20 protein-coding genes and 2 pseudogenes are annotated in these 20,335 nt (G+C 71.3%); 14 read left to right on the top strand and 8 right to left on the bottom strand.

Annotated elements, in window-relative coordinates; translation table 11 throughout:
- The first annotated feature begins 43 nt into the window (after positions 1–43).
- On the top strand, positions 44–1,270 hold the full coding sequence (locus IH48_RS0109370; RefSeq protein WP_234434188.1) for a lactonase family protein: 1,227 nt from the start codon (positions 44–46) through the stop codon (positions 1,268–1,270).
- Between the two features lie 30 nt (positions 1,271–1,300).
- Here IH48_RS0109370 and IH48_RS0109375 read toward each other — a convergent pair whose 3' ends face one another.
- Both IH48_RS0109375 and IH48_RS37605 read right to left on the bottom strand, forming a co-directional pair.
- Positions 1,301–2,428 (bottom strand): enolase C-terminal domain-like protein, encoded by a 1,128-nt coding sequence (locus IH48_RS0109375; protein WP_030901715.1) that lies wholly within the window; start codon positions 2,426–2,428, stop codon positions 1,301–1,303.
- Positions 2,429–2,564: 136 nt separating this feature from the next.
- Positions 2,565–3,119: pseudogene (locus tag IH48_RS37605) on the bottom strand (hypothetical protein); the annotation flags it as partial.
- A gap of 238 nt (positions 3,120–3,357) precedes the next feature.
- On the opposite strand from IH48_RS37605, the gene IH48_RS37355 reads away from it, so the two are divergent.
- From IH48_RS37355 to IH48_RS0109415, 7 genes and pseudogenes are all read left to right on the top strand, one after another.
- Positions 3,358–3,480, top strand: coding sequence for a hypothetical protein (locus IH48_RS37355; RefSeq protein WP_267885306.1), 123 nt, complete (start codon positions 3,358–3,360; stop codon positions 3,478–3,480).
- Positions 3,481–3,719: 239 nt separating this feature from the next.
- Positions 3,720–3,938, top strand: coding sequence for a DUF5133 domain-containing protein (locus IH48_RS0109395; protein WP_030901721.1), 219 nt, complete (start codon positions 3,720–3,722; stop codon positions 3,936–3,938).
- A 99-nt stretch (positions 3,939–4,037) separates the two neighbouring features.
- A complete protein-coding gene (locus IH48_RS0109400; protein WP_030901724.1) occupies positions 4,038–4,259 on the top strand; it encodes a hypothetical protein in 222 nt (73 codons plus the stop codon).
- Positions 4,260–4,281: 22 nt separating this feature from the next.
- Entirely contained in the window at positions 4,282–5,745 is a 1,464-nt protein-coding gene (locus IH48_RS0109405; RefSeq protein WP_030901725.1) for an MFS transporter, read from the top strand.
- A gap of 296 nt (positions 5,746–6,041) precedes the next feature.
- Positions 6,042–6,128: pseudogene (locus IH48_RS36935) on the top strand (cysteine hydrolase); the annotation flags it as partial.
- Between the two features lie 220 nt (positions 6,129–6,348).
- Positions 6,349–7,254 carry a Rieske 2Fe-2S domain-containing protein gene (locus IH48_RS0109410; protein ID WP_234434189.1) on the top strand — a complete coding sequence of 302 codons (906 nt, stop codon included), beginning with the start codon at positions 6,349–6,351 and terminating at the stop codon, positions 7,252–7,254.
- A 127-nt stretch (positions 7,255–7,381) separates the two neighbouring features.
- Positions 7,382–7,708: a hypothetical protein gene (locus tag IH48_RS0109415; protein ID WP_030901729.1), complete on the top strand. Its 327-nt coding sequence runs from the start codon at positions 7,382–7,384 to the stop codon at positions 7,706–7,708.
- Between the two features lie 17 nt (positions 7,709–7,725).
- On the opposite strand, the gene IH48_RS0109420 is transcribed toward IH48_RS0109415, so the two are convergent.
- Positions 7,726–8,679, bottom strand: coding sequence for a catechol 2,3-dioxygenase (locus tag IH48_RS0109420; RefSeq protein ID WP_030901732.1), 954 nt, complete (start codon positions 8,677–8,679; stop codon positions 7,726–7,728).
- Positions 8,680–8,838: 159 nt separating this feature from the next.
- Between IH48_RS0109420 and IH48_RS0109425 the strand changes: the two genes are divergently transcribed.
- Positions 8,839–10,422: an MFS transporter gene (locus tag IH48_RS0109425; RefSeq protein ID WP_051839455.1), complete on the top strand. Its 1,584-nt coding sequence runs from the start codon at positions 8,839–8,841 to the stop codon at positions 10,420–10,422.
- Between the two features lie 9 nt (positions 10,423–10,431).
- On the opposite strand, the gene IH48_RS33110 is transcribed toward IH48_RS0109425, so the two are convergent.
- From IH48_RS33110 to IH48_RS0109450, 4 genes are all read right to left on the bottom strand, one after another.
- Positions 10,432–10,647: a hypothetical protein gene (locus tag IH48_RS33110; RefSeq protein WP_037841432.1), complete on the bottom strand. Its 216-nt coding sequence runs from the start codon at positions 10,645–10,647 to the stop codon at positions 10,432–10,434.
- Entirely contained in the window at positions 10,644–11,459 is an 816-nt protein-coding gene (locus tag IH48_RS0109435) for a MerR family transcriptional regulator (RefSeq protein ID WP_107059268.1), read from the bottom strand. The genes IH48_RS33110 and IH48_RS0109435 overlap by 4 nt, the downstream gene beginning before the upstream one ends.
- Before the next feature lie 438 nt (positions 11,460–11,897).
- Positions 11,898–12,671, bottom strand: coding sequence for a MerR family transcriptional regulator (locus IH48_RS0109445; RefSeq protein ID WP_030901741.1), 774 nt, complete (start codon positions 12,669–12,671; stop codon positions 11,898–11,900).
- 91 nt (positions 12,672–12,762) lie between these two features.
- Entirely contained in the window at positions 12,763–13,803 is a 1,041-nt protein-coding gene (locus tag IH48_RS0109450; RefSeq protein ID WP_030901743.1) for an epoxide hydrolase family protein, read from the bottom strand.
- A gap of 37 nt (positions 13,804–13,840) precedes the next feature.
- Here IH48_RS0109450 and IH48_RS0109455 point away from each other — a divergent pair, with 37 nt between their 5' ends.
- Positions 13,841–14,401 (top strand): TetR/AcrR family transcriptional regulator, encoded by a 561-nt coding sequence (locus IH48_RS0109455; protein ID WP_030901744.1) that lies wholly within the window; start codon positions 13,841–13,843, stop codon positions 14,399–14,401.
- A 6-nt stretch (positions 14,402–14,407) separates the two neighbouring features.
- Here the strand turns inward: IH48_RS0109455 and IH48_RS0109460 are convergent, their stop codons facing one another.
- Positions 14,408–15,166 carry a DeoR/GlpR family DNA-binding transcription regulator gene (locus IH48_RS0109460; RefSeq protein ID WP_030901746.1) on the bottom strand — a complete coding sequence of 253 codons (759 nt, stop codon included), beginning with the start codon at positions 15,164–15,166 and terminating at the stop codon, positions 14,408–14,410.
- Positions 15,167–15,772: 606 nt separating this feature from the next.
- On the opposite strand from IH48_RS0109460, the gene IH48_RS0109465 reads away from it, so the two are divergent.
- From IH48_RS0109465 to IH48_RS0109480, 4 genes are read left to right on the top strand one after another with little or no spacing between them, the layout of a single operon-like run.
- Entirely contained in the window at positions 15,773–17,092 is a 1,320-nt protein-coding gene (locus tag IH48_RS0109465) for an ABC transporter substrate-binding protein (protein WP_107059269.1), read from the top strand.
- Between the two features lie 11 nt (positions 17,093–17,103).
- Complete coding sequence (locus IH48_RS0109470) at positions 17,104–18,054, top strand: carbohydrate ABC transporter permease (RefSeq protein ID WP_030901751.1); 951 nt, start codon at positions 17,104–17,106, stop codon at positions 18,052–18,054.
- Positions 18,051–18,947 carry a carbohydrate ABC transporter permease gene (locus tag IH48_RS0109475; RefSeq protein WP_030901755.1) on the top strand — a complete coding sequence of 299 codons (897 nt, stop codon included), beginning with the start codon at positions 18,051–18,053 and terminating at the stop codon, positions 18,945–18,947. Before IH48_RS0109470 ends, IH48_RS0109475 begins: the two co-directional genes overlap by 4 nt.
- Before the next feature lie 31 nt (positions 18,948–18,978).
- Positions 18,979–20,289: an alpha-glucosidase/alpha-galactosidase gene (locus tag IH48_RS0109480; protein ID WP_030901758.1), complete on the top strand. Its 1,311-nt coding sequence runs from the start codon at positions 18,979–18,981 to the stop codon at positions 20,287–20,289.
- The last annotated feature ends 46 nt before the right edge of the window (positions 20,290–20,335 follow it).

The following is a 20,335-nucleotide window of genomic DNA, read 5'->3' on the forward strand; positions in this document are numbered from 1 at the left end:
CGCGCGGCACTCTCCGGCCAAGAAGAGAAGGAGTTCACCCGCCATGCCCGAACACGCAGCACCCGGCCGCCACCTGCCCGAAGACGCCGTACCGGCCCCGATGCCCTCGCGCAGACGCGTGCTCGGCGCCGTGACGGTGTCCGCAGCGGCGGCCCTGCCACTGCTCGGGCGCGCGCCGGTGGCCGAGGCCGCGCCGAGGAGGGCCGCGCGTGAACTCATCTACGTCAACACGTGGAAGGGCGAACACATCTATGGGGCATGGTTCGATCCCGTACGCGGAGACCTGACACCGATCGGCCCGGTCGGTGAGGCGGACGCCGACTGGGCCGTGCCGCACCCGGCGCTGCCCGTCCTCTACGTCGCCACGATGGACGAGGGAGGCGTCGTCTACGCCTTCCGCATCGACCGAACCACCGGGGCTCTGACGAGGACCGGCGAGGTCGCGACCGGCGGCGCAGGCATGGGCGGCGGCGGTGTGGCGTACATCGGCGTGGACGAGCCGTCGCGGACACTCCTCGTCGCGAACTTCGAGGGCGGCCTCGCGGCAGCCCTGCCGATCGCGAGGACGGGGGAGCTGGGCCCGCCGGCCTCCGTCGTCCAGGACGCGGGTTCAGGCCCCAACCCCCGGCAGGCAGGACCGCATCCGCACCATGTGGCGATCGACCCGAGCGGCAGATTCGCCCTCGTCGCGGACTTCGGCGCCGACCGTGTCTTCGTCCGCCGGTTCGACCGGCCGACACGGACCCTGCACACGGGCGGAGGCGGCGGCCCGCGTGCCTACGCGACGGCGCCGGGCTCCGGCCCGCGCCGCGTCGTCTTCCACCCCGGCGGCCGCACGCTCTACCTCCTGAACGAGCTGACTGCGGACATCCAGACCCTCCGCTGGGACCCGGCGCACGGCGCGCTGACCCACCGCCAGACCCTGCCCATCGGCGCGCCGAGCGCCGACGGGACGAGAAGCGCCTCCGACCTGGCCGTCAGCCGCGACGGCCGCTTCGTCTACGCAGGCGACCGGGGAGGCAACGCGCTGGCGGTCCTCGCCACCCACCCGGTGACCGGCCTGCTCACGCAGGTCCAGCGCGTCCCCTGCGCAGGCGTGACGCCCTGGAGCTTCTCGCTCCACCCCGGCGGGCGGTGGCTGCTCGTCGCCAACGAGGCGAGCGGCACCGTCGACGTCTTCGCCGTCGACCGGCGCTCGGGGAGGCTCACCGGCACCGGGGCGTCGCTCGCCGTGCCGAACCCCGACTCCGTCACGTTCTACCGGCCCTGACCTCTCGGCCCAGGGCCGGTGGACAGGAGGTCAGCGTGTGCTGGTGCCGTACGTGCGGTAGCGCTCCGCATCGGCCCACCTGACGTCGAGGCCGAACCCCGGCCGGCCGGGATCGGGCCGCAGCGCGCCGTCTTCCGGTTGGAGCGTCCCCTCGAACAGGAGCCGCTCGAAGCGGACATGGTCGTGGAAGTACTCCAGGTGCCGCAGCCGGTCGACCGCGCAGAACGCGTGCGCGGAAAGCGCCGGCGCGCAGTGTGCGGACAGGTCGATGTGGTGGGCGGCCGCGAGGCCGGAGACGTGGAGCAGGCCGGTGATGCCGCCGCACCTCGTGACGTCGGCCTGTAGGCAGTCGACCGCGCGCGGGGTGACCAGGCCCGCGAAGTCGCGCAGAACGAAGCCGTATTCGCCCGCCGCCACCTCGATGCCCCCCGGCGCGCTCTCGCGCACCGACCGCAGCCCTTCGAGGTCGTCGGAGCTGACCGGCTCCTCGAACCAGGTCACACCCCACTGCTCGGCGAACCGGTGTGCCCAGTACACGGCGTCCTTCGCGGACAGGGCGCCGTTGGCGTCGGTGAACAGCTCGCAGCCGTTGCCGACCGCCTTGCGCACCGCGTCGAGCCTGGCCGGGTCACGCGCGGGATCGCGTGACGTCTTGAGCTTGACCCGCCCGATGCCCTGCCCGGCCCATCCGGCCAGCTGTTCCGCCAGCCGGTGGAGCGGGTAGTTGGTGAAGCCGCCGCTGCCGTAGACCGGCACCCGGTCGTGGAAAGCGGGCAGCGCCTGGAAGACGGGCAGGCCGAGCAGTTTCGCCTTGAGGTCCCACAAGGCGGTGTCCGCCGCGGAGACGGCCATCGCACCGACGCCCGGGCGGCCCGCGTTGCGGATGGCCGTGAACATGCTCTGCCAGGCCGCGGGCGGCGCGAGCGCGTCGCAGCCGGTGAGGACGGGCAGCAGCGTCGAGGTGAGGAAGGACGCCACCGAGACGTCGCCGTACGTGTAGCCGATGCCGGTGGCGCCCCCGCCGTCGACCTCGACGAGCACCATGGTCGTCGCGTCCCATTCGAGCGTGCCGTCCTGCTCCCGTCCTCCGGGCCCGTCGGTCGGCACCTTGAAGGCGTGGACCCGCACGGCGTCGACGGTGGTGTGCTGTGGCCTCAAATCCCTGCTCTCCCCTCCTGGTTCTCTCGTGTGCCCGCAACCGGACGCCTGACGCGTGGATGTGAGACTCAGTGGCCGTTCCCACGTCCGGGCAGGTGCTCGGCGTACTCCGTCAGCTTCTGGCGGACGCCGCGGTCTCGCCCGCCATGGCACGTTGCTCCCAGGTCACCTGGTTGAGGTTCTGGTTGTTGAAGACGCAGAAGACGAACGGCGGGCTGCCCGCGAGCCGGTCCGTGTACCGCGATGAGCGACGCCCGCATGCCGTCGCGCAGCTTCAGGTGCCGCGCTCGCCAGCAGCAGCGGCGACAGCTCGCTCGCCACGGCCTGATCTCGACCTTCTTACGCCGGCCGCAGTCCTCCTCGCGCCGCAGGTGGGGGATGGTCGCAGCCCTGGATCAGGTTGGCGGACGCCTCGCGCCCCAGCAGGGCCTTCGCGACACCCGCGCCGAGAAGCTCGGCGGCCTCGATCACCCCGGCCTCGTCGGGCAGCACCCTCGGCTCGCTCCAGCCGACGCTGGAGAAGACGGAGCCGTGGGCCTTCGGCGGCGTCAGGGCCGTCTTGAACGCGCGGTCCACGACGGTGCCGTGCCTGACCGGGATGCACGACCGTCTCGCAGTACGCGGAGCCGTCGGCGAGGAGCCGGTCGAGCTTCGCGTCGTACAGCCCGTTCAGCGTGTGCACCGCGCCAGGAACCCGTTGATGCCGTCCCCCGGACAGCCGTAGACCCGCTGCGCACCCCGCTCGTTGAGTCGTCGCAGGACGAGTTCGGCGACATTCGGCATGCTCGTGCTCCTTGTGTCAGGGCGAAGCTCTCCAGGGTGATGCGCGGGCGCCATCTGCTCCATGCGGCAGGCAGGACTGGCGTTGATAGTGACGAAAGGTTAAAAATTGTGCGAATGGTCAACAGTACGGACTGGAGGTACCGCCGGTGAGTGACACGACTCCGTCCCAGGCCGAGGGTGAGGACGACCGCGATGAGGACCGGCCCGAGGTGCCCCGCACCACGCCGTCACAGGCGGAAGGCGAGGACGAGGACGAGGACGATGCCTGATGCCCTGCGTGGCAATGCCATGACGACTTGCCGGCTCTGAACCATGGCTTCAGCGTGAGTGTTCGCCCTTGATTCAGTACCGTGCGCGGGGCGGTGATCCGCATTGCCCTGGGCTGTCGCGAACACGGCCGATCCGTCAAGGATCTGCAGCAGATGGCGGCGCTCGGGCCGATGTGTCACGAGCGGTTCCCTCCTCGTCGTCTCCGCCGGATCGACGGCGTCGCGTGTCAGGAGCCACGATGATCATCCCTTCTCGCCAGGTCCTGCGTGAGCTGCTCGCCCGGTACTCGGACGCGAGGATCGTTCACGAGCAGCGCCCCGGCCGTGAGACCGCGCGCCTGCTGGCGGACCTGTCCTACACCCTGTGCGTCATGACGTCGTCCCGGACGATCGCGGAGGCGGTCGCCGCGGCGGACGCCATGCTCGCCGAGCGTCCGGGCGTGGACGCGGTGTCCTGACGGTGCTGCCGACCACGGGCCCCGGCTCTGCCTCACACCGCCGGATGACCCGCTCGCGTAGTGTGCGCGAAAGGCGACGGAAAGTGTCAGGAGCAGGCGATGCCGCCGGACGACGACGATCACCACGCGCGGCAGGACGACCGGCAGGTGGCGGGGTACGAAGCCGCGTCCGAGGCTGCCTGCGTCGCCGGTGTGACGCGTGTCGTACTGCGGCCCGCAGCCGGCAGCCCGTACGCGCTCGTTGTCGCCCTCGCCGTACCCCTTGAGCTGATCGCCGGCATCCTCGCGCGTCCGGCGCGCGGCGTACGCCTCCGGCCGTGACCAGGGCCGGAGCACATGGCTCATGAGGCCCAAAGCCACGATCCGCCTGTTGCGGGAACGGGTGAAGCGCGCCCTCGGCGGCGGGGCGCGCGCACAGCGCGTGCTCGTCCTCGGCGCCGTGCTGGGGCTCGACGGCGCGGACAAGGGCGCGGTCTCCGCGATGGCGGGCCCCCTCAAGCACGCGTTCTCCATCGGCAACACCGAGATCGGGCTGCTGGCCACGGTCGTGGCGGTGGTCGGCGCCGTCTTCACGATCCCTGTGGGCGCGCTCACCGACCGGGTGCGCAGAAACCGCCTCCTGGCGTTCTCCACCATGCTGTGGGTCACGGCCACGGCGCTGTCCGGTTGCGCGCCCTCGTACCTGTGGCTGCTCGCCTCCCGGGCCGCGCTCGGCGCGGTCAGCGCGACGTCGGGCCCGACCATCGCCTCGCTGATCGGCGACTACTTTCCCGTGCGGGACCGTGCGCGGACCTACGGGACCGTTCTCGCCGGGGAGTTGGCCGGCGCGGGCCTCGGCTTCGCGGTCTCCGGCACCGTCGGCTCGGCGCTCGGCTGGCGCTTCGCCTTCTGGTGGCTCGTCATCCCCGGCGTCCTGCTCGTACGGGCGGTGTGGCGGCTGCCGGAGCCGGTGCGCGGCAGCCAGGGCAGCACGGACGGCGAACGGCGGCCCGGAAGCGAAGGCATGTCACCGCACGAGGACCGTGGCGGAGACGAAGGCGCGCCGAGGGGCCGCGACCCGGCGGGAAAGGCCGTCGAGGCGAGCGGCGTCACGGCGGACGAGGACCTCGTCCTGCGCGAGGACCCGCGCGGGTTTCCGCTGTGGCGGGCCGTGGGCCGCATCCTGCGGGTGCGCACCAACCTCGTGCTGATCATCGCCTCCTCGCTCGGCTACTTCTTCTTCGCGGGGCTGCGGTCGTTCGCCACCCTCTTCACCACCCACCAGTACGGCGTCAGCACCTCGGTCGCGAGCCTGCTCGTGCTGGTCGTCGGGGCGGGCGCGCTGGCCGGCGTGCTGACCGGCGGGCGGGTGGCGGACCGGCTGCTGGGGCGGCGGCGGCCCAACGCCCGGGTCCTCGTGCCCACCGTGTGCCTGCTCGCCGTCCCCGTCTTCGCGGCCCCCGCGATCCACAGCACCACACTGCTGGTCGCCCTGCCCCTGCTGATCTCCGCCCTCGTCCTCCTCGGCGCCGTCAACCCGCCGCTGGACGCTGCCAGGCTCGACATCATCCACCCCTGTCTGTGGGGCAGGGCCGAAGGCGTCAGGACCGTGCTGCGCACGCTCGCGGAAGGGCCCGCGCCCACCCTGTTCGGCTGGGTCTCCTCCGGGGTCTTCGGCGGCCCGCACGGCCTGGAGTACACGCTGCTGGTCTTCCTCCTGCCACTCATCGCGGCGGGCCTGCTCGGCCTCGTGGCGCTGCGCACCTACCCGAAGGACGTCGCGACCGCCGAGGCGTCGGCCCGCGTGATCCGGGCGGGAGGCGCCTGACCGTCCGCGTCGCCGGCCGCGGCTCAGCCGTCCTGGCCGCCGACATCGGCGATCCGAGCGGGAAGCGCCCCGGTGTGCGAACAGGGGGGCGCCCCGGCGCGGCGTTCCGCCGTCAGTGGTGGCCGTGTGCGCGTGGCTGAGGTCGACCACGCAGAAGCGGTTCCCGTCGGGGTCGGCGAGCACCACGGGCCCGGCGAGACGGGGCGCTCGACCTCGCTCTCCCATTCGGTCGAGGCGACCAGGCCAAGCGCGGAGGTCCGGAACTCCGCTGCCCGGCCCACGTCCGACACACCGTGCGGCTCATCGAGTGCGCCAGGGCCGTGGACGTGCCCGTCATCCACGTCAACGACAACTTCGGCGAGTGGCGTTCGCACCACGGCGAATCGACGCCCACACCCGCCACTTGGGCGGCGCCGTGCCACGGATGCCGTCGCGCACATCCACCGGGACCGGAGCAAGCGCTCACCACAGCCGGCCCGCCCCCTCCGTCCGGCACGTGCTCTTGGTCCGGACTCGTTGGGACGCACAACGGTTTGGAATCGCTCGGTGACGGCAACACCGTTGGTCATGCGCGTACCGGCGACGAAACACACGAAACCCGCGGTGACCCCGGCAAGGTCCGGGCAGGGCAGCCTCCTTCACGGCGCCCTCGCCGCCTCCGTGAAGGCGTTCGACGCCCTCGGGGAGTGGGACCGCATCGACCCCCTGATCAAGCCGATGCAGAGCGCCGTACGGGCCCTGCCGCTCGGCCGGGCCCGTGACGTGCTGCACGGCCTGGACGTCGGGCACCCGCTGCACCCCTTCCTGGTGCAGGTGCCGATCGGCGCGTGGCTGTCGGCGGCCGTGCTGGACGCCGTGCCGGGCAGCGCACGCCAGAGCCGCGCGCTCATCGGCGTCGGCCTGCTCGCCGCAGGACCCGCGGGGCTGGCCGGCTGGGTCGACTGGGCCGAGCAGCACGAGCAGCAGATGCGCACCGGCCTCGTGCACGCCGCCGGCAACGTGGTGGCGGTGTGGCTGTACGCGTCGTCCTGGGTGGCGCGCGGCCGCGGGAGGACGGGACGGGGACGGGCGCTCGCCTACGCGGGTCTCGCCGTGGCCGGAGCGTCCGGCGCACTCGGCGGGCACCTCGCGTACCGCCAGGGGGCCGGCGCCAACAAGGCGGAGCCCGTACCGCACCTGCTGGAACCCGGCTGGCAGGCGCTCTGCGCGCTGGACGGCCTGCCCGTCGGGGAACCTGTACGGCGGCAACTCGGCGAGGTCCCGCTGCTGGTGTTCCGGCACGCGGACGACCGGGTCGACGTCCTGGCCGAGCGTTGCAGCCACCAGTCGGGACCCCTCTCGGACGGCACCGTGCGCGACGGCTGCGTCGAGTGCCCCTGGCACGGCAGTGTCTTCCGCCTCGCCGACGGCGAGCCCGTGAGCGGGCCCGCCACCGCCCCTCAGCCGTGCTTCGAGACGAGGACCGGCGCGGACGGAACGCTGGAGGTGTGCCTGCCCGGGGCCGGCTGAGCCGCCCGCGGTGCGGTGCGCCCGCGTCGTCCTCGTGAAGATTCCGCTCAAGCCCTGAACGTGCCTGAACCGGCCCGTGCCGGGTACCCGGGCACCGCAAGGGAACCGGACACGGAGGTCAGAGCCGATGCCAGCGGGATCCAGCAGCAAGCGTGAACGCCAGTACGAGCACATCAAGGAGGGCGCCGAGAAGCGCGGCACCTCCGAGGGGCGCGCCAGGGAGATCGCCTCCCGCACGGTCAACAAGGAGCGTGCCCGTTCGGGTGAGGCCAAGTCGTCGGGCAGGGTGTCCACGCGCGACCCCAAGTCCGCCTCGCAGCGCGGTGGCGAGCGCTCGCACAGCGGCCCGGGCGGGCCCACCAAGGACCAGCTCTACGAAGAGGCCAAGAAGAAGAACGTCGAGGGCCGCTCGTCGATGAACAAGCGGGAACTGCGCAAGGCGCTGGGCCGCTGAACGCGTGACACGGCCGCTCAGCCGGGGCCGACCGGGGGAGTGCCGTGGGTGTGGAAGGACTCGATCGTCTTCAGCCCCCACGCCTGCCCCTTGGCGCGCTCCGCCTGCGTCCAGGTCACCGTGCGCCAGTCGGGTGCGAGGACGAGCCGGGTGAGCGGATTGCACAACTCGACGCGGTTGCCGCCCGGTTCGTAGACGTAGAGGAAGAACGTCTGCTGGATGGCGTGCTTGTGGGGACCCGTCTCGATGAAGACGCCGTTCTCCAGGAAGATGTCGGCGGCGCGCAGGATGTCCTCGCGCGTGTCGGTGGCGAACGCGATGTGGTGCAGCCGGCCGTTGCTGCCCGTCCAGTCCCGCGTGTAGACCATGTCGTAGGACTTGTTGGTGAAGGTGAGCCACCGTCCCGCGATGACACCGTCGTCCTGCCTGATCTGCTCGGTGGCATGGGCGCCGAGCACGTCCTGCACGAACCCGGTGGTCGCCTCCACCTCGGCGGCGAGGAAGTTGACGTGGTCCAGGCGGCGCACCGACACCCCGCGCGCCGGGTACGCCTGCGGCTGGTTCTTGAGCGCCGGGGCCAGCTCGGGCGGGGCCTCGTACCACTCGCTCTCCCAGTAGACCTCCATCTCGTGGCCGTCCGGGTCACGGAACAGGTACGTGGGCCCGAGTCCGGGACCGCCGTCACGCCAGCCGATACCGAGGCCCGCCCGTTCGATCGCCTCGACCCTGCGGTCGAGGGCTTCCTGGCTCGATGCGCGCAGGGCGGTGCGGCGGATGCCCGAGGTGTGGTGCGCCGTCAGCTTGAGCGAGTGGTGCTCGTAGTCGTCCCAGGTGCGCAGGTAGACGGAGTCGCCTTCCGTGCCGTTCTCGGTGAGCCCGAGTACGCGGGTGAAGAAGTCCAGGCTCTTCTCCGGCTCAGGGGTGAGCAGTTCGACGTGGGCGAGGTGTGCGATCTCGTGCGAGGGTGCCACGGCCGGTGATCCTTCGTTCGAGGGACGGCTGCTGGGTGGCGCCGACCCTAGGTGCCGTCCACAAAATCGTCAACAATTTAGGTCGCAACTCTTGTGCCGCTCGTCGGCGCGCGTCTACGGTCCGGCACAGCGCCGAGCCCACCGACAGCGAAGGACGCCATGCCGACGACGACACAGCACGACACTCCGGACGAGAACAGGGGCGCGGTCCGCACGGGGACGGTCGTGGCCGCGCTTGTCGCTGTCTGCCTCGCGCAGATCGGTCTGGCCATGCCCGCGACGCTCAACGGCGTGTTCCAGGAGGAGTTCCATCCGGTCGGCTCGCAACTGACGTGGATATCCGACTGCTCGCTGCTGCCCATCACCGTGCTGGAACTCACCTTCGGCGTCCTGGGCGACCTGTTCGGCCGCAAACGCCTGCTCATGGTCGGCGCCCTGCTGCTGGCGATCGGCGAGGCTGTCTCCGCGTCGGCCGACGGCGTCCACGTGATGTGGGCCGGGCAGATCGTCGCGGGTCTCGGCTGCGCGGCGCTCTTCCCCACGTCGCTCGCGATGCTCATGTCCGGTTCGCCCGCGCCGGGCAGGCGCGCCCGCATGATCGCGCTGTGGGCCGCCATCCTGTCCACGGGCAACTTCCTCGCGCCCCTGCTCGGCGGCCTCACGGCCACCTATGCCACCTGGCGCTGGGCCTTCATCGTGGTGGTCGTTCTGGCGGTCGTGGGCACAGGGCTGAGCTGGTTCGGGGCGCAGGAGTCCACGTCCCCCGAGGGCCGTTCGCTCGACCCGGCCGGCCAGACGACGATCGGCATCGGCCTGTGCGCCCTGCTGTTCGGCGTCATCCAGGGCGCTTCGGACGGCTGGCGGAGTCCGCTCGTGGTCACGGCGTTCATCGTGGCGGCCCTGTCCATCGCCCTGTTCATCGTCGTGGAGCTGCGGGTGCGCAACCCGCTGCTGCGACTCGGCCTCTTCCGCAACCGGGCGTTCGCGGTCGCCTCCGCGGTCACTGTCATCGGCATGTTCGCCTTCCTCGGCACGGCGTTCACCACCAGCCTGCGCATGGGCCCCGTGCAGCACCAGAGTTCACTGCGCATAGCGGTCGCGTTCCTGCTGCTCAGCGGTTTGACGATCTTCCTCATGCCGCTGACCGCACGCCTCATGGCGACACTCGAACCGCGCTGGGTGCTGGGCGCCGGGTTCGTGCTCATGGCGGTGGGCGACTTCCTCGCAGGCCGGCTGCCCGTCACCGACTCCACCCTGCCGTCCCTCATCGTGCCGCTCGGCCTCGTGGGCGTCGGGTTCAGCCTGGTCGTCTCGTCCGTGACGGAGACGGTGGTCGGAACGGTGCCGCACCACCTGTCGGGCATGGCCAGCGCCACCACCAGCATGCTGCGCGACTTCGGCTTCACGCTCGGCCCGGCAGTCATCGGCGCCGTCGCCGCGGCCCGCTCGTCCGCCGCCTTCACCAGCGCGCTCGCCGGCTCCTCGCTGCCCTCCGACGTCAAGGCCGCCGCGGGCACGCTCGCGGCTCAGACGGGCAGCCCGCTGCCCGTGGAGGACCAGCCCGCCACGAGCACGGTCGGCAAGGCGTCCGACCTGGCCCTGCACGCGCTCGGCCACGGATACGCGGTCGGCTACGTGGTCTGCGGCGCCGCGGCACTGGCCTGCTGCCTGTTCACGCTGGTCGCCCTGCGCCGCGCGTCCGAGGCCCCCGCGAAGGCGGCCGCGCAGCCGGCGACGTCGTGACGGCGCCCGCTACGCGCGGTCCTGGCCGGCGGCGCCCGCGTCCGGCAGCCTCCGGCCGAGACGCGCATAGGTGAAGGCCGCATGCACCGGAATCGAGACCGCCACGGCGAGCAGAAGGCTCCACGCCACGGAGCCGACGGCAGCCAGGAGGCAGCATGCGGCAACGGCCAGGAAAGTGGGCACTGTTGACGCGAACGCGATGCGCACACGTGTACGGCGATTCATGAGGACCCCTTACTGGGAAACCTTTTGCCGGGAAGCTCCTTGCCGGGGGCTGAGCTGTCGCGGGCCCGTGCGAGGTAGTCGGCCAGGTCCCGCCAGTCGTCGGCCGGCGCGCCGGCCTCACCGGACACGGCGGCGGGATCGTCGTGCCAGGCCTGCCGCACGCCGGCCGAGACGCCCGCGTCACCGCCGGTGAACAGCGCGCTCAACTCGTCCATTCGGGCCACCAGCCGGCGGACCCTGTCATCGGTCGGTGCGGTCCCGGCCGCGCGCAGCCGGTCCGCCCTGCGGTACAGCTCCGGCCACTCGACCTCGAGGAGATAGTGCGCCGCCGGACCGAGCGCGGCGGTGCGCGTGCGCAGGAGCTGGACCTGGTCGGCGTCCAGGTGGCGCAGCAGCGCCTGTTGAGCCTCGGGCCCTGCGGCACCGATTGCCCGCAGCGCGTCGAGCAGAGCCGTGGCCGTCGGAGCCCGGCCGTCGGACAGCTCCCCTTCGAGCCGCACCAGTCGCTCGCGCAGCGCGCCGAGCGCGGCGATGGACGCCTCGACGCCGGCCAGATGGTCACGGACCAGGCGCGCAGGCTCCACCCCGGCATCGAGGCAGGCGGCGACGGACTCCAGGCTCAACCCCAGCCCGCGCAGCGCCAGGATCTGGTACAGGCGCACGAGGTCCTCCTCCGCGTACTCCCTGTGCCCGCCGGGCGTGCGCCGCGACGGGCTGAGCAGGCCGATGGAGTCCCAATGGTGCAGCGTGCGCACCGTCACCCCACTGGCCTCGGCGAGTGGGCCCACCTTCCAGGTCCCGGAAACGTCCATGGGACAACGATGCATCCTCACGCGGCGTGAGGTTCAAGCCCGTCTGCCGTCTGCCGTCGTTACGGCGCCCGGCGGGTGCCCGCAGCGCAGCGCGGTCGCCGCGGCCGCCGGGCTCGGCGTCGCCCTCGCGCCGATGCGCGAGATCGCGGACGAGCACGGCGCCACGACGGCGCAGACCGCCCTGGCCCGAGCGCAGCAGTGGGCGGCCGAAGTGCACGGACCGGCCGTGGTGCCGATCCCCGGCGAACTGGCCCTGCTCGAACCGATGGCCGGGCGGGTGGCGGCGACCGCTACGCGGACATGTCACCCACGGCCGAGGCCCGCGAGTCCCTCTGAGCGCACCGGCGTCGCGATGGTGGCCCGGCGCGCAGCCGCCTGCGGCGCACCGCCGATGGCTGCCCGCGAGGAGCATCGCCGAGCGCGCCCGGACGGGTGCCGTCAGCCCAGCCGGGTCCCGGCGTAGACGACCATCGCGTCACGCTGGTAGACGGCCAGCCCGTCGGCGATCCTGTCGTAGTTCACGCGCATCCTGGGGTCGTCCACGTACGTCTGGGCCAGGCCCCTGTACGCGGCCGCGTCCGGCGTCCAGAACCGGCACACGCCCCGGTAGTGCGCGTCCATCTCGGCCTGTACGGCGGGATCGGCGACCGGTGTGCCGGCCACCATGAACTCCGCCACGCGGATCATCTGCGCCGTCACCTCACGCTGCCACTGCTCCTGGTCGGCGTCGGTCATTCCCTGTATGGCCTGCCGGGACTCCTCCCACGCCCGTGGCCACCGCTCTCTCGCCTCCGCGTCCATGGCCCGGGCGTCGGCGGACGATGCCTGGAAACCCTCGAAGAGGTTCTCCGGCCTATTGATCTTCGTCATGGCGCTGCCGTCCTTCTCCTCCAGTTCGGCGATGGTCCGCCCGACCGTGCGTACGAGCGTGTCCAGCCGGTCGCGCTCGCACAGGAGCCGCCGGTGGTGCTCGCGCAGCACGGTCACGCGGTCGACCTGGCTGTCCAGCACCGCCTGGATCGCGCGCAGCCCCAGGCCCAGCTCCCGCATCAGCAGGATCTGCTGCAGCCGCAGCAGGTCCGCGTCCTCGTAGTAGCGGTGCCCGCCGGATCCGATGCGCGCGGGCGGCAGCAGGCCGATGGCGTCGTAGTGCCGCAGCGTCCGGGACGTCACCCCGGACATCCGGGCCACGTCCGCGATCGACCAGGACATTGCCGTGCCTCCCATCACCGGGCCGGTACCTCCGGCCACACGGACGACCGTAGGAGTTGACGCAGCGGCAACCGCAAGCCGCGGGCCGCCCTCAGCCGCTCGATTCGACCGCGCGGCGTACGTCGTCGGCGTACGCCGCGGGCTGTTCCCAGGCCGCGAAGTGGCCGCCGGCAGGGTGTTCCACGTAGTGGCAGATGTTCAGGAACGCCTCGGCATAGCTTCGTGGCTCCGGTTTGGTGTCGTGCGCGAACACGGAGAGCACGGTCGGCGTGTCGATCCGGTCGGGGAAGGCGGCCGGTTCGGCATAGGCGGCGAAGGAGGTGCCGATCGTGCCGGTGACCCAGTAGGCGGTGACCCAGGTGAGAAGCTCGTCCGGGGTGAAGGCCGACTCGTCGGACCAGGACTCCAGTTTCTCGACGATCCACGCCGCGAGCCCCGCGGGTGAGTCGCCGAGGGCGACGGCGAGTGTGTTCGGCCGAGTCGACTGCTCCGCGATGTACCCGCCCTCGGCTTTGAACCACTGAGCCGAGCGGCGGAGGTGGGCCGCCGCGTCGGGGGCGAGCTTCGCCGGGTCGGCGGTGAACGCGTGCTGCGGGGCGGTGTTCGTGAGGTGCAGGGCAGCCACCCGGTCCGGGTGTTCGGCCGCGAGGAGCTCCGCGACGGCGCCCCCCACGTCGCCGCCGGACAGCGTGTAGCGCCGATAGCCGAGGTGATCCATGGCGTCCGCGACGATCCCGGCGATCCGGTTGAACGACATACCCGGAACGGTGAGCGGGGCCGAGAACGGGAAGCCCGGCAGCGCGGGCACCACCACGTGCATGTCCGCGAGCAGGGGCAGAACGCGTTCGAACCGCAGCACCGAGTCGGGCCAGCCGTGCAGCAGCACGACAGCCGGGGCGTCCGGGTCCGCGGACCGCTGATGGATCACCCGCAGGTCGGTGCCGCCTGCCCGCACCGTCACCCAGGGGTACGCGCCGATGCGGCGCTCGTGCACGCCCCAGTCGTACCCGTTCGCCCAGCGTTCGAGCAGCTCGTCGAGGCGGGTTCCGCTGATGCCGCGCGCCTCGTCGTCGCTCCACGGGGTGGTGACGCGCCGCGTCCGCCGGAGTCGTTCCCGTATCTCGTTGGTCATGTGTATGAGCGTACACAAACTGTGTACGCTCATACACATGACTTACCGCAATGCGGCCGCCACCAAGCAGCGGATCCTTGAGCACGCGCAACGCCAGTTCGCCCAGCGCGGGTACGCGGCGGCCACGGTCAAAGGCGTGGCAGACGCGGCCGGGGTGTCGCCCAACCTCATCACGCGGTACTTCGGCGGCAAGGACGGCCTGTTCCTCGCGGCGACCCAGGTGCGGATTCCTGTCTCCAACCCTTTCGTCGGCGACCGCTCCACGCTGGGTTCACGTCTCGCGGCGAGCATCGTGCAGCGCTGGTTCAGCGACCCCGGAGAGGATCCGCTGCTGGTGCTTCAACGCGCATCCGGGGAACGCCCGGAGGCCGCGGAGGCGCTGGCCGCCTTCCTCGACACGAACTCGCTGGAGCCGCTGCACCACTACCTGCGCGACAGCAGCCTTGACGACACGGACGCCCGCGGACGAGCCGCGGCGATCGACGCCTTCGTGCTCGGGGTCTCCACGCGCCGCCGTGTCCTGCGTTCCGAACTCGGCCACCCGGCTGATCTCCAGGCGTGGCTGAGCGCCGCCATCCAGCGCCTCGCCGACGGGTGACGCGCGTCAGACCGAGGTCACCGGGACCCCCGCGGCCGCTATGCGCTCCAGTTCCTCCTGCGCGGCCTCGCCGTCCGTCACGAGGTGCCCGACCGCCGCCAGCGGGCAGATCTTCGCCAGCGTGACCTTGCCGATCTTCGAGCTGTCCGCGACGACCACCGTGCGGCTGCTGCTGTTGGTGAAGGCGCGGTCGGTCGCGGCCTCCAGCTGGTCGTGCGTGGTGCAGCCGTGCGCGGCACTGATGCCGTCGACGCCGAGGAACGTCACATCGGTGTGGTATTCGGTGAGCGCCTTCTCCGCGGTGGGGCCGACCAGTTCGTAGCTCTCGGTGCGCGCGGTGCCACCGATGACGACGAGGGTGACGTCCTTGTGCAGGACCAGCTCCGCCGCGATGTTCACCGCGTTGGTGACGATGGTGACCGGGCCGCGCTCGGCGAGCAGCCGGGCGATCTCCGTCGCTGTCGACCCGCCCGTCATCCCGACCACCGCGCCCGCCGGCACCAGCGCGGCCGCGGCGCGGGCGATGGCCAGTTTCTCCGGCCTGCGCCGCTCGCTGCGGTACTGCAGTGGTGCTTCGAGGCCGATGTTCCCCACCGCCGCACCGCCGTGTGTACGCCGCAGGAGGTTGAGGGCGTGCAGGTGCTGGAGATCGCGCCGCACCGTGGCCCCTGAGACATGCAGCAGCCGGGACAACTCCTCGACGCCCACGCTGCCCTTCGCGGAGACATGCTCAAGGATGCGCGCATGGCGCTCAGTTCTCAGCATGCCCGCAGCATAGCCATTCGCACTCGTCGGAGCCTCTCAATAGAGATCCCACGGCCGCACAGAGGACGTTTTCCCCTCGTGACGGCCCCAATCCAGTGCGCAGTTCTGATCAGATTCGAACCCTTGACATGACGAATACTGCTCGATTTACTGCTGGCGACGCCGCACCAGTGGTCGGCGTCAGAGGTACGCCCAGCCGGTGGACGGTGTGATGCCGCGAGCCCGGACAAAGTCGCCAGGGCGGTGGTCGACACCGCCCGAGGCGGGGACGTGCCCGCCACCGCCGGAGCTCGATGATGAACGTCCGCCTCCTCCCGGGGTCCCGCCGCCCCTGCGCCCGCCGCCGGTGCACGCGGGGGTCGCGCAGCGCCCCTGCTGCCCGCCGCGCCGACCACGTCGGCGACCACCCGTAGCCGGGCCGCGGGCCCTTCCCGCCGGCGTCCACGTACCGGGGCCCTGTTTCGCGCCGCCGTCCCCGTGGTGCCACCGTGCCGGCGCCCACGGAAGCCCGCGGCAGCACGCCGCGCAGCGCCGCACCGTACCGTTCCGCCGCCCGGGCCACGCCCGTCCCCGACCCGCGCTTTTCGATCCCCACCTGGAGGTCCAGTGGCACTCGGCCAGCACCATCCCGCCCTGCATCCGCGCCGCAGCGTGCTGCTCGCCGGTTCGGGGGCCGCCGCGACCGCCCTCCTCGCCGGGTGCGGCGGCGGCGTGAGCGACGGTGTGAGCCCCGACGGCTCGGTCACGATCAACATGTGGCACGGCCAGACCGACACCGGTCTTGCGGCCATCAAGCGCCTGGTGGCGCGGTTCACCCGCCTCCACCCGCACATCCGCGTGGACCTCAGCGGGGGCGTGCTGGCCGACGCGATGCTCCAGAAGGTCACCGCGGCCCTGGCCTCCGGCTCCTACCCCGACATCGCCTACATCTTCGGCTCCGACCTTGCCGGCGTGGCCCGCAGCCCGCAGGTCGTCGACCTGACCGACACGGTGCACTCCGCGCCCACGCCCTGGAAGAACTACTGGGGACCCGCCAGGGAGGCCGTCACCATCAACGGGCGCGTACGCGCCTCGCCCGCGCTCCTCGACTCACTCGCCGTGGTGTGCAACAAGAAGCTGTTCCGCCAGGCAGGCGTCGACCTGCCCGAAGCGGGCTGGACCTGGCGGGACTTCGTCGACGTCGCCCACCGCCTCACAGACTCGGGGCGCGGCACGTTCGGCACCGGCTGGCCAGGTGTGGGGGACGAGGACACCGTCTGGCGGCTGTGGCCGATGGTGTGGGACCTCGGCGGGGACGTCATCGGCGCGGACGGGCGCAGCATCGGCTTCGAGGACTCCGGCGCCCGTGCCCTGGAGACCGTGCAGGCACTCGCGCGCGCCAAGAGCGTCTACATCGACCCCAAGCCCGGCAGCGAGCAGATGTACCAGGTCTTCGCGTCCGGCCGCATGGGCATGGTCGTCACAGGACCTTGGCAACTCCCCGACATCCGCCAGGCGAAGATCGACTACGCGGTGGTGCCGCTGCCGAGCTACAGCGGCAAGCCCGTCACCATATCCGGCCCCGACACCTGGACGGTCTTCGACAACGGGAGCGCGCGTTCGAAGGCAGCCCGCACCTTCGTGTCCTGGCTCGCCCAGCCCGACCAGGACGTGCACTGGGACATCGAGGCAGGCAGCCTGCCGCTGAGCCGGCGCAGCGAGGACGAGCCCACCTGGCGGGCGCACGCCGCCGCGACCACCGGGCTCGACGTCTTCACCAAGGCGCTCGACTCGGCGCGCGTGCGCCCCGCACATCCCGCCTACGCACAGGTGTCCACGGCGCTCGGCCAGGCCATCGTGGCCGTGCTGCTCGGCAAGAGCAGCCCGGCGCAGGCGATGCGCCGCTGCGCCTCCGAGGCCAAGGCCGCCCTCGTCATCCCGCGTTGAGGAGCGTTTCGATGTCCGCACTGCCCACCCCGTTCACGCTCCCCGACCACGAGCGCCAACTGCGCGCCAAACGCCGCGGCCGCCGCCGCGAGTCCGCCACCGCCTGGGGGTTCGTCCTCCCCGCCGTACTGATCATCATCGGTCTCAGCGTCGTGCCCGTCATCTGGTCGCTTCTGCTGTCGTTCCGGGCGGACGACCTGGTCACGCCGAGCCACTGGGTCGGGCTCGACAACTACCGCGCGCTGACCGAGGACCCGCACTTCAGCCAGGCCGTCGGCAACACACTGCTCTACACGGTGCTCTACGTGCCGCTGAGCATCGTCCTCGGCCTGCTGCTCGCCCTGGTGCTGAACCGCCGCATCAAACTCGTCGGGCTGTACCGGACGCTGATCTTCGTCCCGTTCATCATCTCCGAGACGGCGCAGGGCGTGTTGTTCTCCTTCATCCTCGACCCCCAGTTCGGTGCGGCCAACTCCGTGCTGAACAAGCTCGGCCTGCCCTCCCAGGGCTTCCTCACGGATCCGAACCAGGCGCTCCCCGTCCTCGTTGCCGTCTCGCTGTGGAGCGGCACCGGGTTCTGCGTGGTCATCTACCTCGCGGCGCTTCAGGACGTGCCGCAGAACCTGATCGAGGCGGCGAAGCTGGACGGGGCGGGCCGCCGGCACCTGCTGCGCCACGTCGTCCTGCCGACGCTCACCCCGGTCAGTGTGTTCCTGGTGATGTGGCAGACACTCCAGTCCCTCCAGGTGTTCGACCTGGTGTACGTCACCACCAAGGGCGGGCCACTCGGCTCGACCACCGTCATCGTCTACTTCATCTGGGAGCAGGCGTTCAAGAACTTCACCGCCGGCTACGGGGCGTCGGCTGCCTACGTCCTCGCACTGGCCCTGCTGGTGGTCGGAGGAGCCATGCGGCTGGCCAGGCGCCGCAAGTCCGCCACCGCCGAGGGAGCAGCCCGATGACCGCGACCACCACCACCCCGGCGAGCGATGTCCACCCGCACACCCCGGCGCCCGCGGCCGGACCCCGCCCACGCCGCCGGTTGCTGCCGTTCAGCAAGTGGCACCTGCTGCTGGCACCGCTGGGCATCATCTTCGCGCTGCCCATGGTCTGGCTCGTCCTCAGCTCCGTGATGAGCGACGCGGAGATCAACAGGTTCCCGCCCGCGCTGTGGCCCTCGGGGATCCACCTCGACGGCTACCGCTACGTGCTCGGCAATGCCATGTTCCCGCGGTGGTTCGCCAACTCGCTGATCGTCTCGGCCGTCGCCGTCGCCTCCAACCTCGTCTTCGGCTCGCTGGGCGGCTACGCCTTCGCGCGTATGAGGTTCGCCGGCTCCCGCGTCCTGCTCGTGCTGATGCTTGCGACGATGGCGATCCCCTTCCAGCTGACCATGATCCCCACGTTCCTGGTCATGAAGAAGCTCGGGCTGATCGACACACTCGGCGCGCTGATCGTGCCTTCCCTGGTGACACCGTTCGCGGTGTTCCTGCTGCGGCAGTTCTTCCTCTCCCTGCCCAGGGAACTGGAGGAGGCCGCCTGGATCGACGGATGCTCACGGTTGCGGGTGCTCTTCCGCATCGTGCTGCCACTGTCACGGCCCGCCCTCGCCACCGTCGCCGTCCTCACGTTCCTTTCCACATGGAACGACCTGACGTGGCCACTGATCGCCATCAACCACGACACGCACTACACACTGCAACTCGGCCTGACCACGTTCCAGGGCCAGCACCACACCAAGTGGTCCGCCGTCATGGCGGGCAACGTCATCACCGTGCTGCCCGTCCTGCTCGCCTTCCTCGGCGCCCAGAAGTCGTTCATCCAGTCCATCACCTCCAGCGGCCTCAAGGGCTGACAAGCTGTTGCCAACAGAACGAGAAAGAGCAATGACCGCAAAGAAGATCGTGTTCATCGGCGCGGGCAGCGTCGTCTTCACCCAGGGCCTCCTGGCGGACATCTTCGCCTTCCCCGAGTTGAAGGACGTGCACATCGCCCTGCACGACATCGACGCGGAGCGGCTTGCCACCGCGCACGGAGCCGCCCGCTTCATCGCGGGCGAGCGGCAGGCGTCCCCCCGCATCACCGCCCACGCCGACCGGCGTGAGGCGCTGGAGGGAGCCGACTTCGTCATCAACATCGTCCAGGTGGGCATGCGCGAGGCGACCAGGACCGACTTCGAGGTCCCCGCGCGCCACGGCGTGCGCCAGACCATCGGGGACACACTCGGTGTCGGCGGCATCTTCCGCGCACTGCGCACCTTCCCGCTGCTCAAGGCGCTCGGCGAGGACATCGCCGCCGTCTGCCCGGACGCCTGGCTGCTCAACTACACCAATCCGATGGCGATGAACATCCAGTACCTGGCGCGGGCCACGGGACTGACCCGCGTGGTCGGCCTGTGCCACTCGGTGTTCTGGACGATGCACGACCTGGCGGAACTCGTGGGTGTGCCCTTCGAGGAGGTCAGGTACCACGCGGCGGGCGTCAACCACCAGGCGTGGGTGCTGCGCTTCGAGCACGACGGCGAGGACCTCTACCCGCGCCTGGACGAGCTGATCGCCGGCGACGCCCAACTGCGGCGCAGGGTACGCGTGGACATGTACCGACGGCTCGGCTACTACCCGACCGAGACCAGCGAGCACTCCAGCGAGTACGTGCCGTGGTACCTGCACCACGACAGCGAGATCGACCGGCTGCGCCTGTCCGTCGGCGAGTACCTCGGCATCGTCGACGAGAACGTTGCCGCCTACGAGGAGACCCGCAGGGCGCTCGCCGCCGGTGAGCCACTCGCCTTCGAGTCCACCATGGAGTACGCGCCGCAGATCATCCACTCCATCACCACCGGCACACCGCGCACGGTCTACGGAAACGTCCCGAACCACGGACTCATCGACAACCTGCCGTCCGACGGCACGGTCGAAGTGCCCTGCCTCGTCGACGCACTGGGCGTCCAGCCCACGCGCGTCGGGGCACTCCCGCCGCAGTGCGCGGCACTCAACCGCACGTACCTGTCCATGAACGACCTCGTCGTACGAGCCGCCGTCGAGGACGAGCCCCGGCACATCAGGCACGCGGCCATGACCGACCCGTCGACCGCGGCCACGCTGACCGTGGAGGCCATCTGGGACCTGTGCGACGACATGGTGCGCGCCCACGGCGACCTGCTCCAGCCCTCGCTGCGCGCGACGCTCGGGCGCTGACGGGCCACACTGAAGCGGAGGGGGCGTGGCACAGCCGCCACGCCCC

This window comes from Streptomyces sp. NRRL F-5126 (assembly GCF_000721265.1).
Lineage (GTDB): Bacteria > Actinomycetota > Actinomycetes > Streptomycetales > Streptomycetaceae > Streptomyces.

What these genes read in the sequence shown, in the direction of transcription:
- IH48_RS0109370 (WP_234434188.1), top strand. Translation starts at nt 44, where the DNA reads ATGCCCGAACACGCAGCACCCGGCCGCCACCTGCCCGAAGACGCCGTA.
- IH48_RS0109395 (WP_030901721.1), top strand. Translation starts at nt 3,720, where the DNA reads ATGATCATCCCTTCTCGCCAGGTCCTGCGTGAGCTGCTCGCCCGGTAC.
- IH48_RS0109400 (WP_030901724.1), top strand. Translation starts at nt 4,038, where the DNA reads ATGCCGCCGGACGACGACGATCACCACGCGCGGCAGGACGACCGGCAG.
- IH48_RS0109405 (WP_030901725.1), top strand. Translation starts at nt 4,282, where the DNA reads ATGAGGCCCAAAGCCACGATCCGCCTGTTGCGGGAACGGGTGAAGCGC.
- IH48_RS0109415 (WP_030901729.1), top strand. Translation starts at nt 7,382, where the DNA reads ATGCCAGCGGGATCCAGCAGCAAGCGTGAACGCCAGTACGAGCACATC.
- IH48_RS0109425 (WP_051839455.1), top strand. Translation starts at nt 8,839, where the DNA reads ATGCCGACGACGACACAGCACGACACTCCGGACGAGAACAGGGGCGCG.
- IH48_RS33110 (WP_037841432.1), bottom strand. Translation starts at nt 10,647, where the DNA reads ATGAATCGCCGTACACGTGTGCGCATCGCGTTCGCGTCAACAGTGCCC.
- IH48_RS0109435 (WP_107059268.1), bottom strand. Translation starts at nt 11,459, where the DNA reads ATGGACGTTTCCGGGACCTGGAAGGTGGGCCCACTCGCCGAGGCCAGT.
- IH48_RS0109445 (WP_030901741.1), bottom strand. Translation starts at nt 12,671, where the DNA reads ATGTCCTGGTCGATCGCGGACGTGGCCCGGATGTCCGGGGTGACGTCC.
- IH48_RS0109450 (WP_030901743.1), bottom strand. Translation starts at nt 13,803, where the DNA reads ATGACCAACGAGATACGGGAACGACTCCGGCGGACGCGGCGCGTCACC.
- IH48_RS0109455 (WP_030901744.1), top strand. Translation starts at nt 13,841, where the DNA reads ATGACTTACCGCAATGCGGCCGCCACCAAGCAGCGGATCCTTGAGCAC.
- IH48_RS0109460 (WP_030901746.1), bottom strand. Translation starts at nt 15,166, where the DNA reads ATGCTGAGAACTGAGCGCCATGCGCGCATCCTTGAGCATGTCTCCGCG.
- IH48_RS0109470 (WP_030901751.1), top strand. Translation starts at nt 17,104, where the DNA reads ATGTCCGCACTGCCCACCCCGTTCACGCTCCCCGACCACGAGCGCCAA.
- IH48_RS0109475 (WP_030901755.1), top strand. Translation starts at nt 18,051, where the DNA reads ATGACCGCGACCACCACCACCCCGGCGAGCGATGTCCACCCGCACACC.
- IH48_RS0109480 (WP_030901758.1), top strand. Translation starts at nt 18,979, where the DNA reads ATGACCGCAAAGAAGATCGTGTTCATCGGCGCGGGCAGCGTCGTCTTC.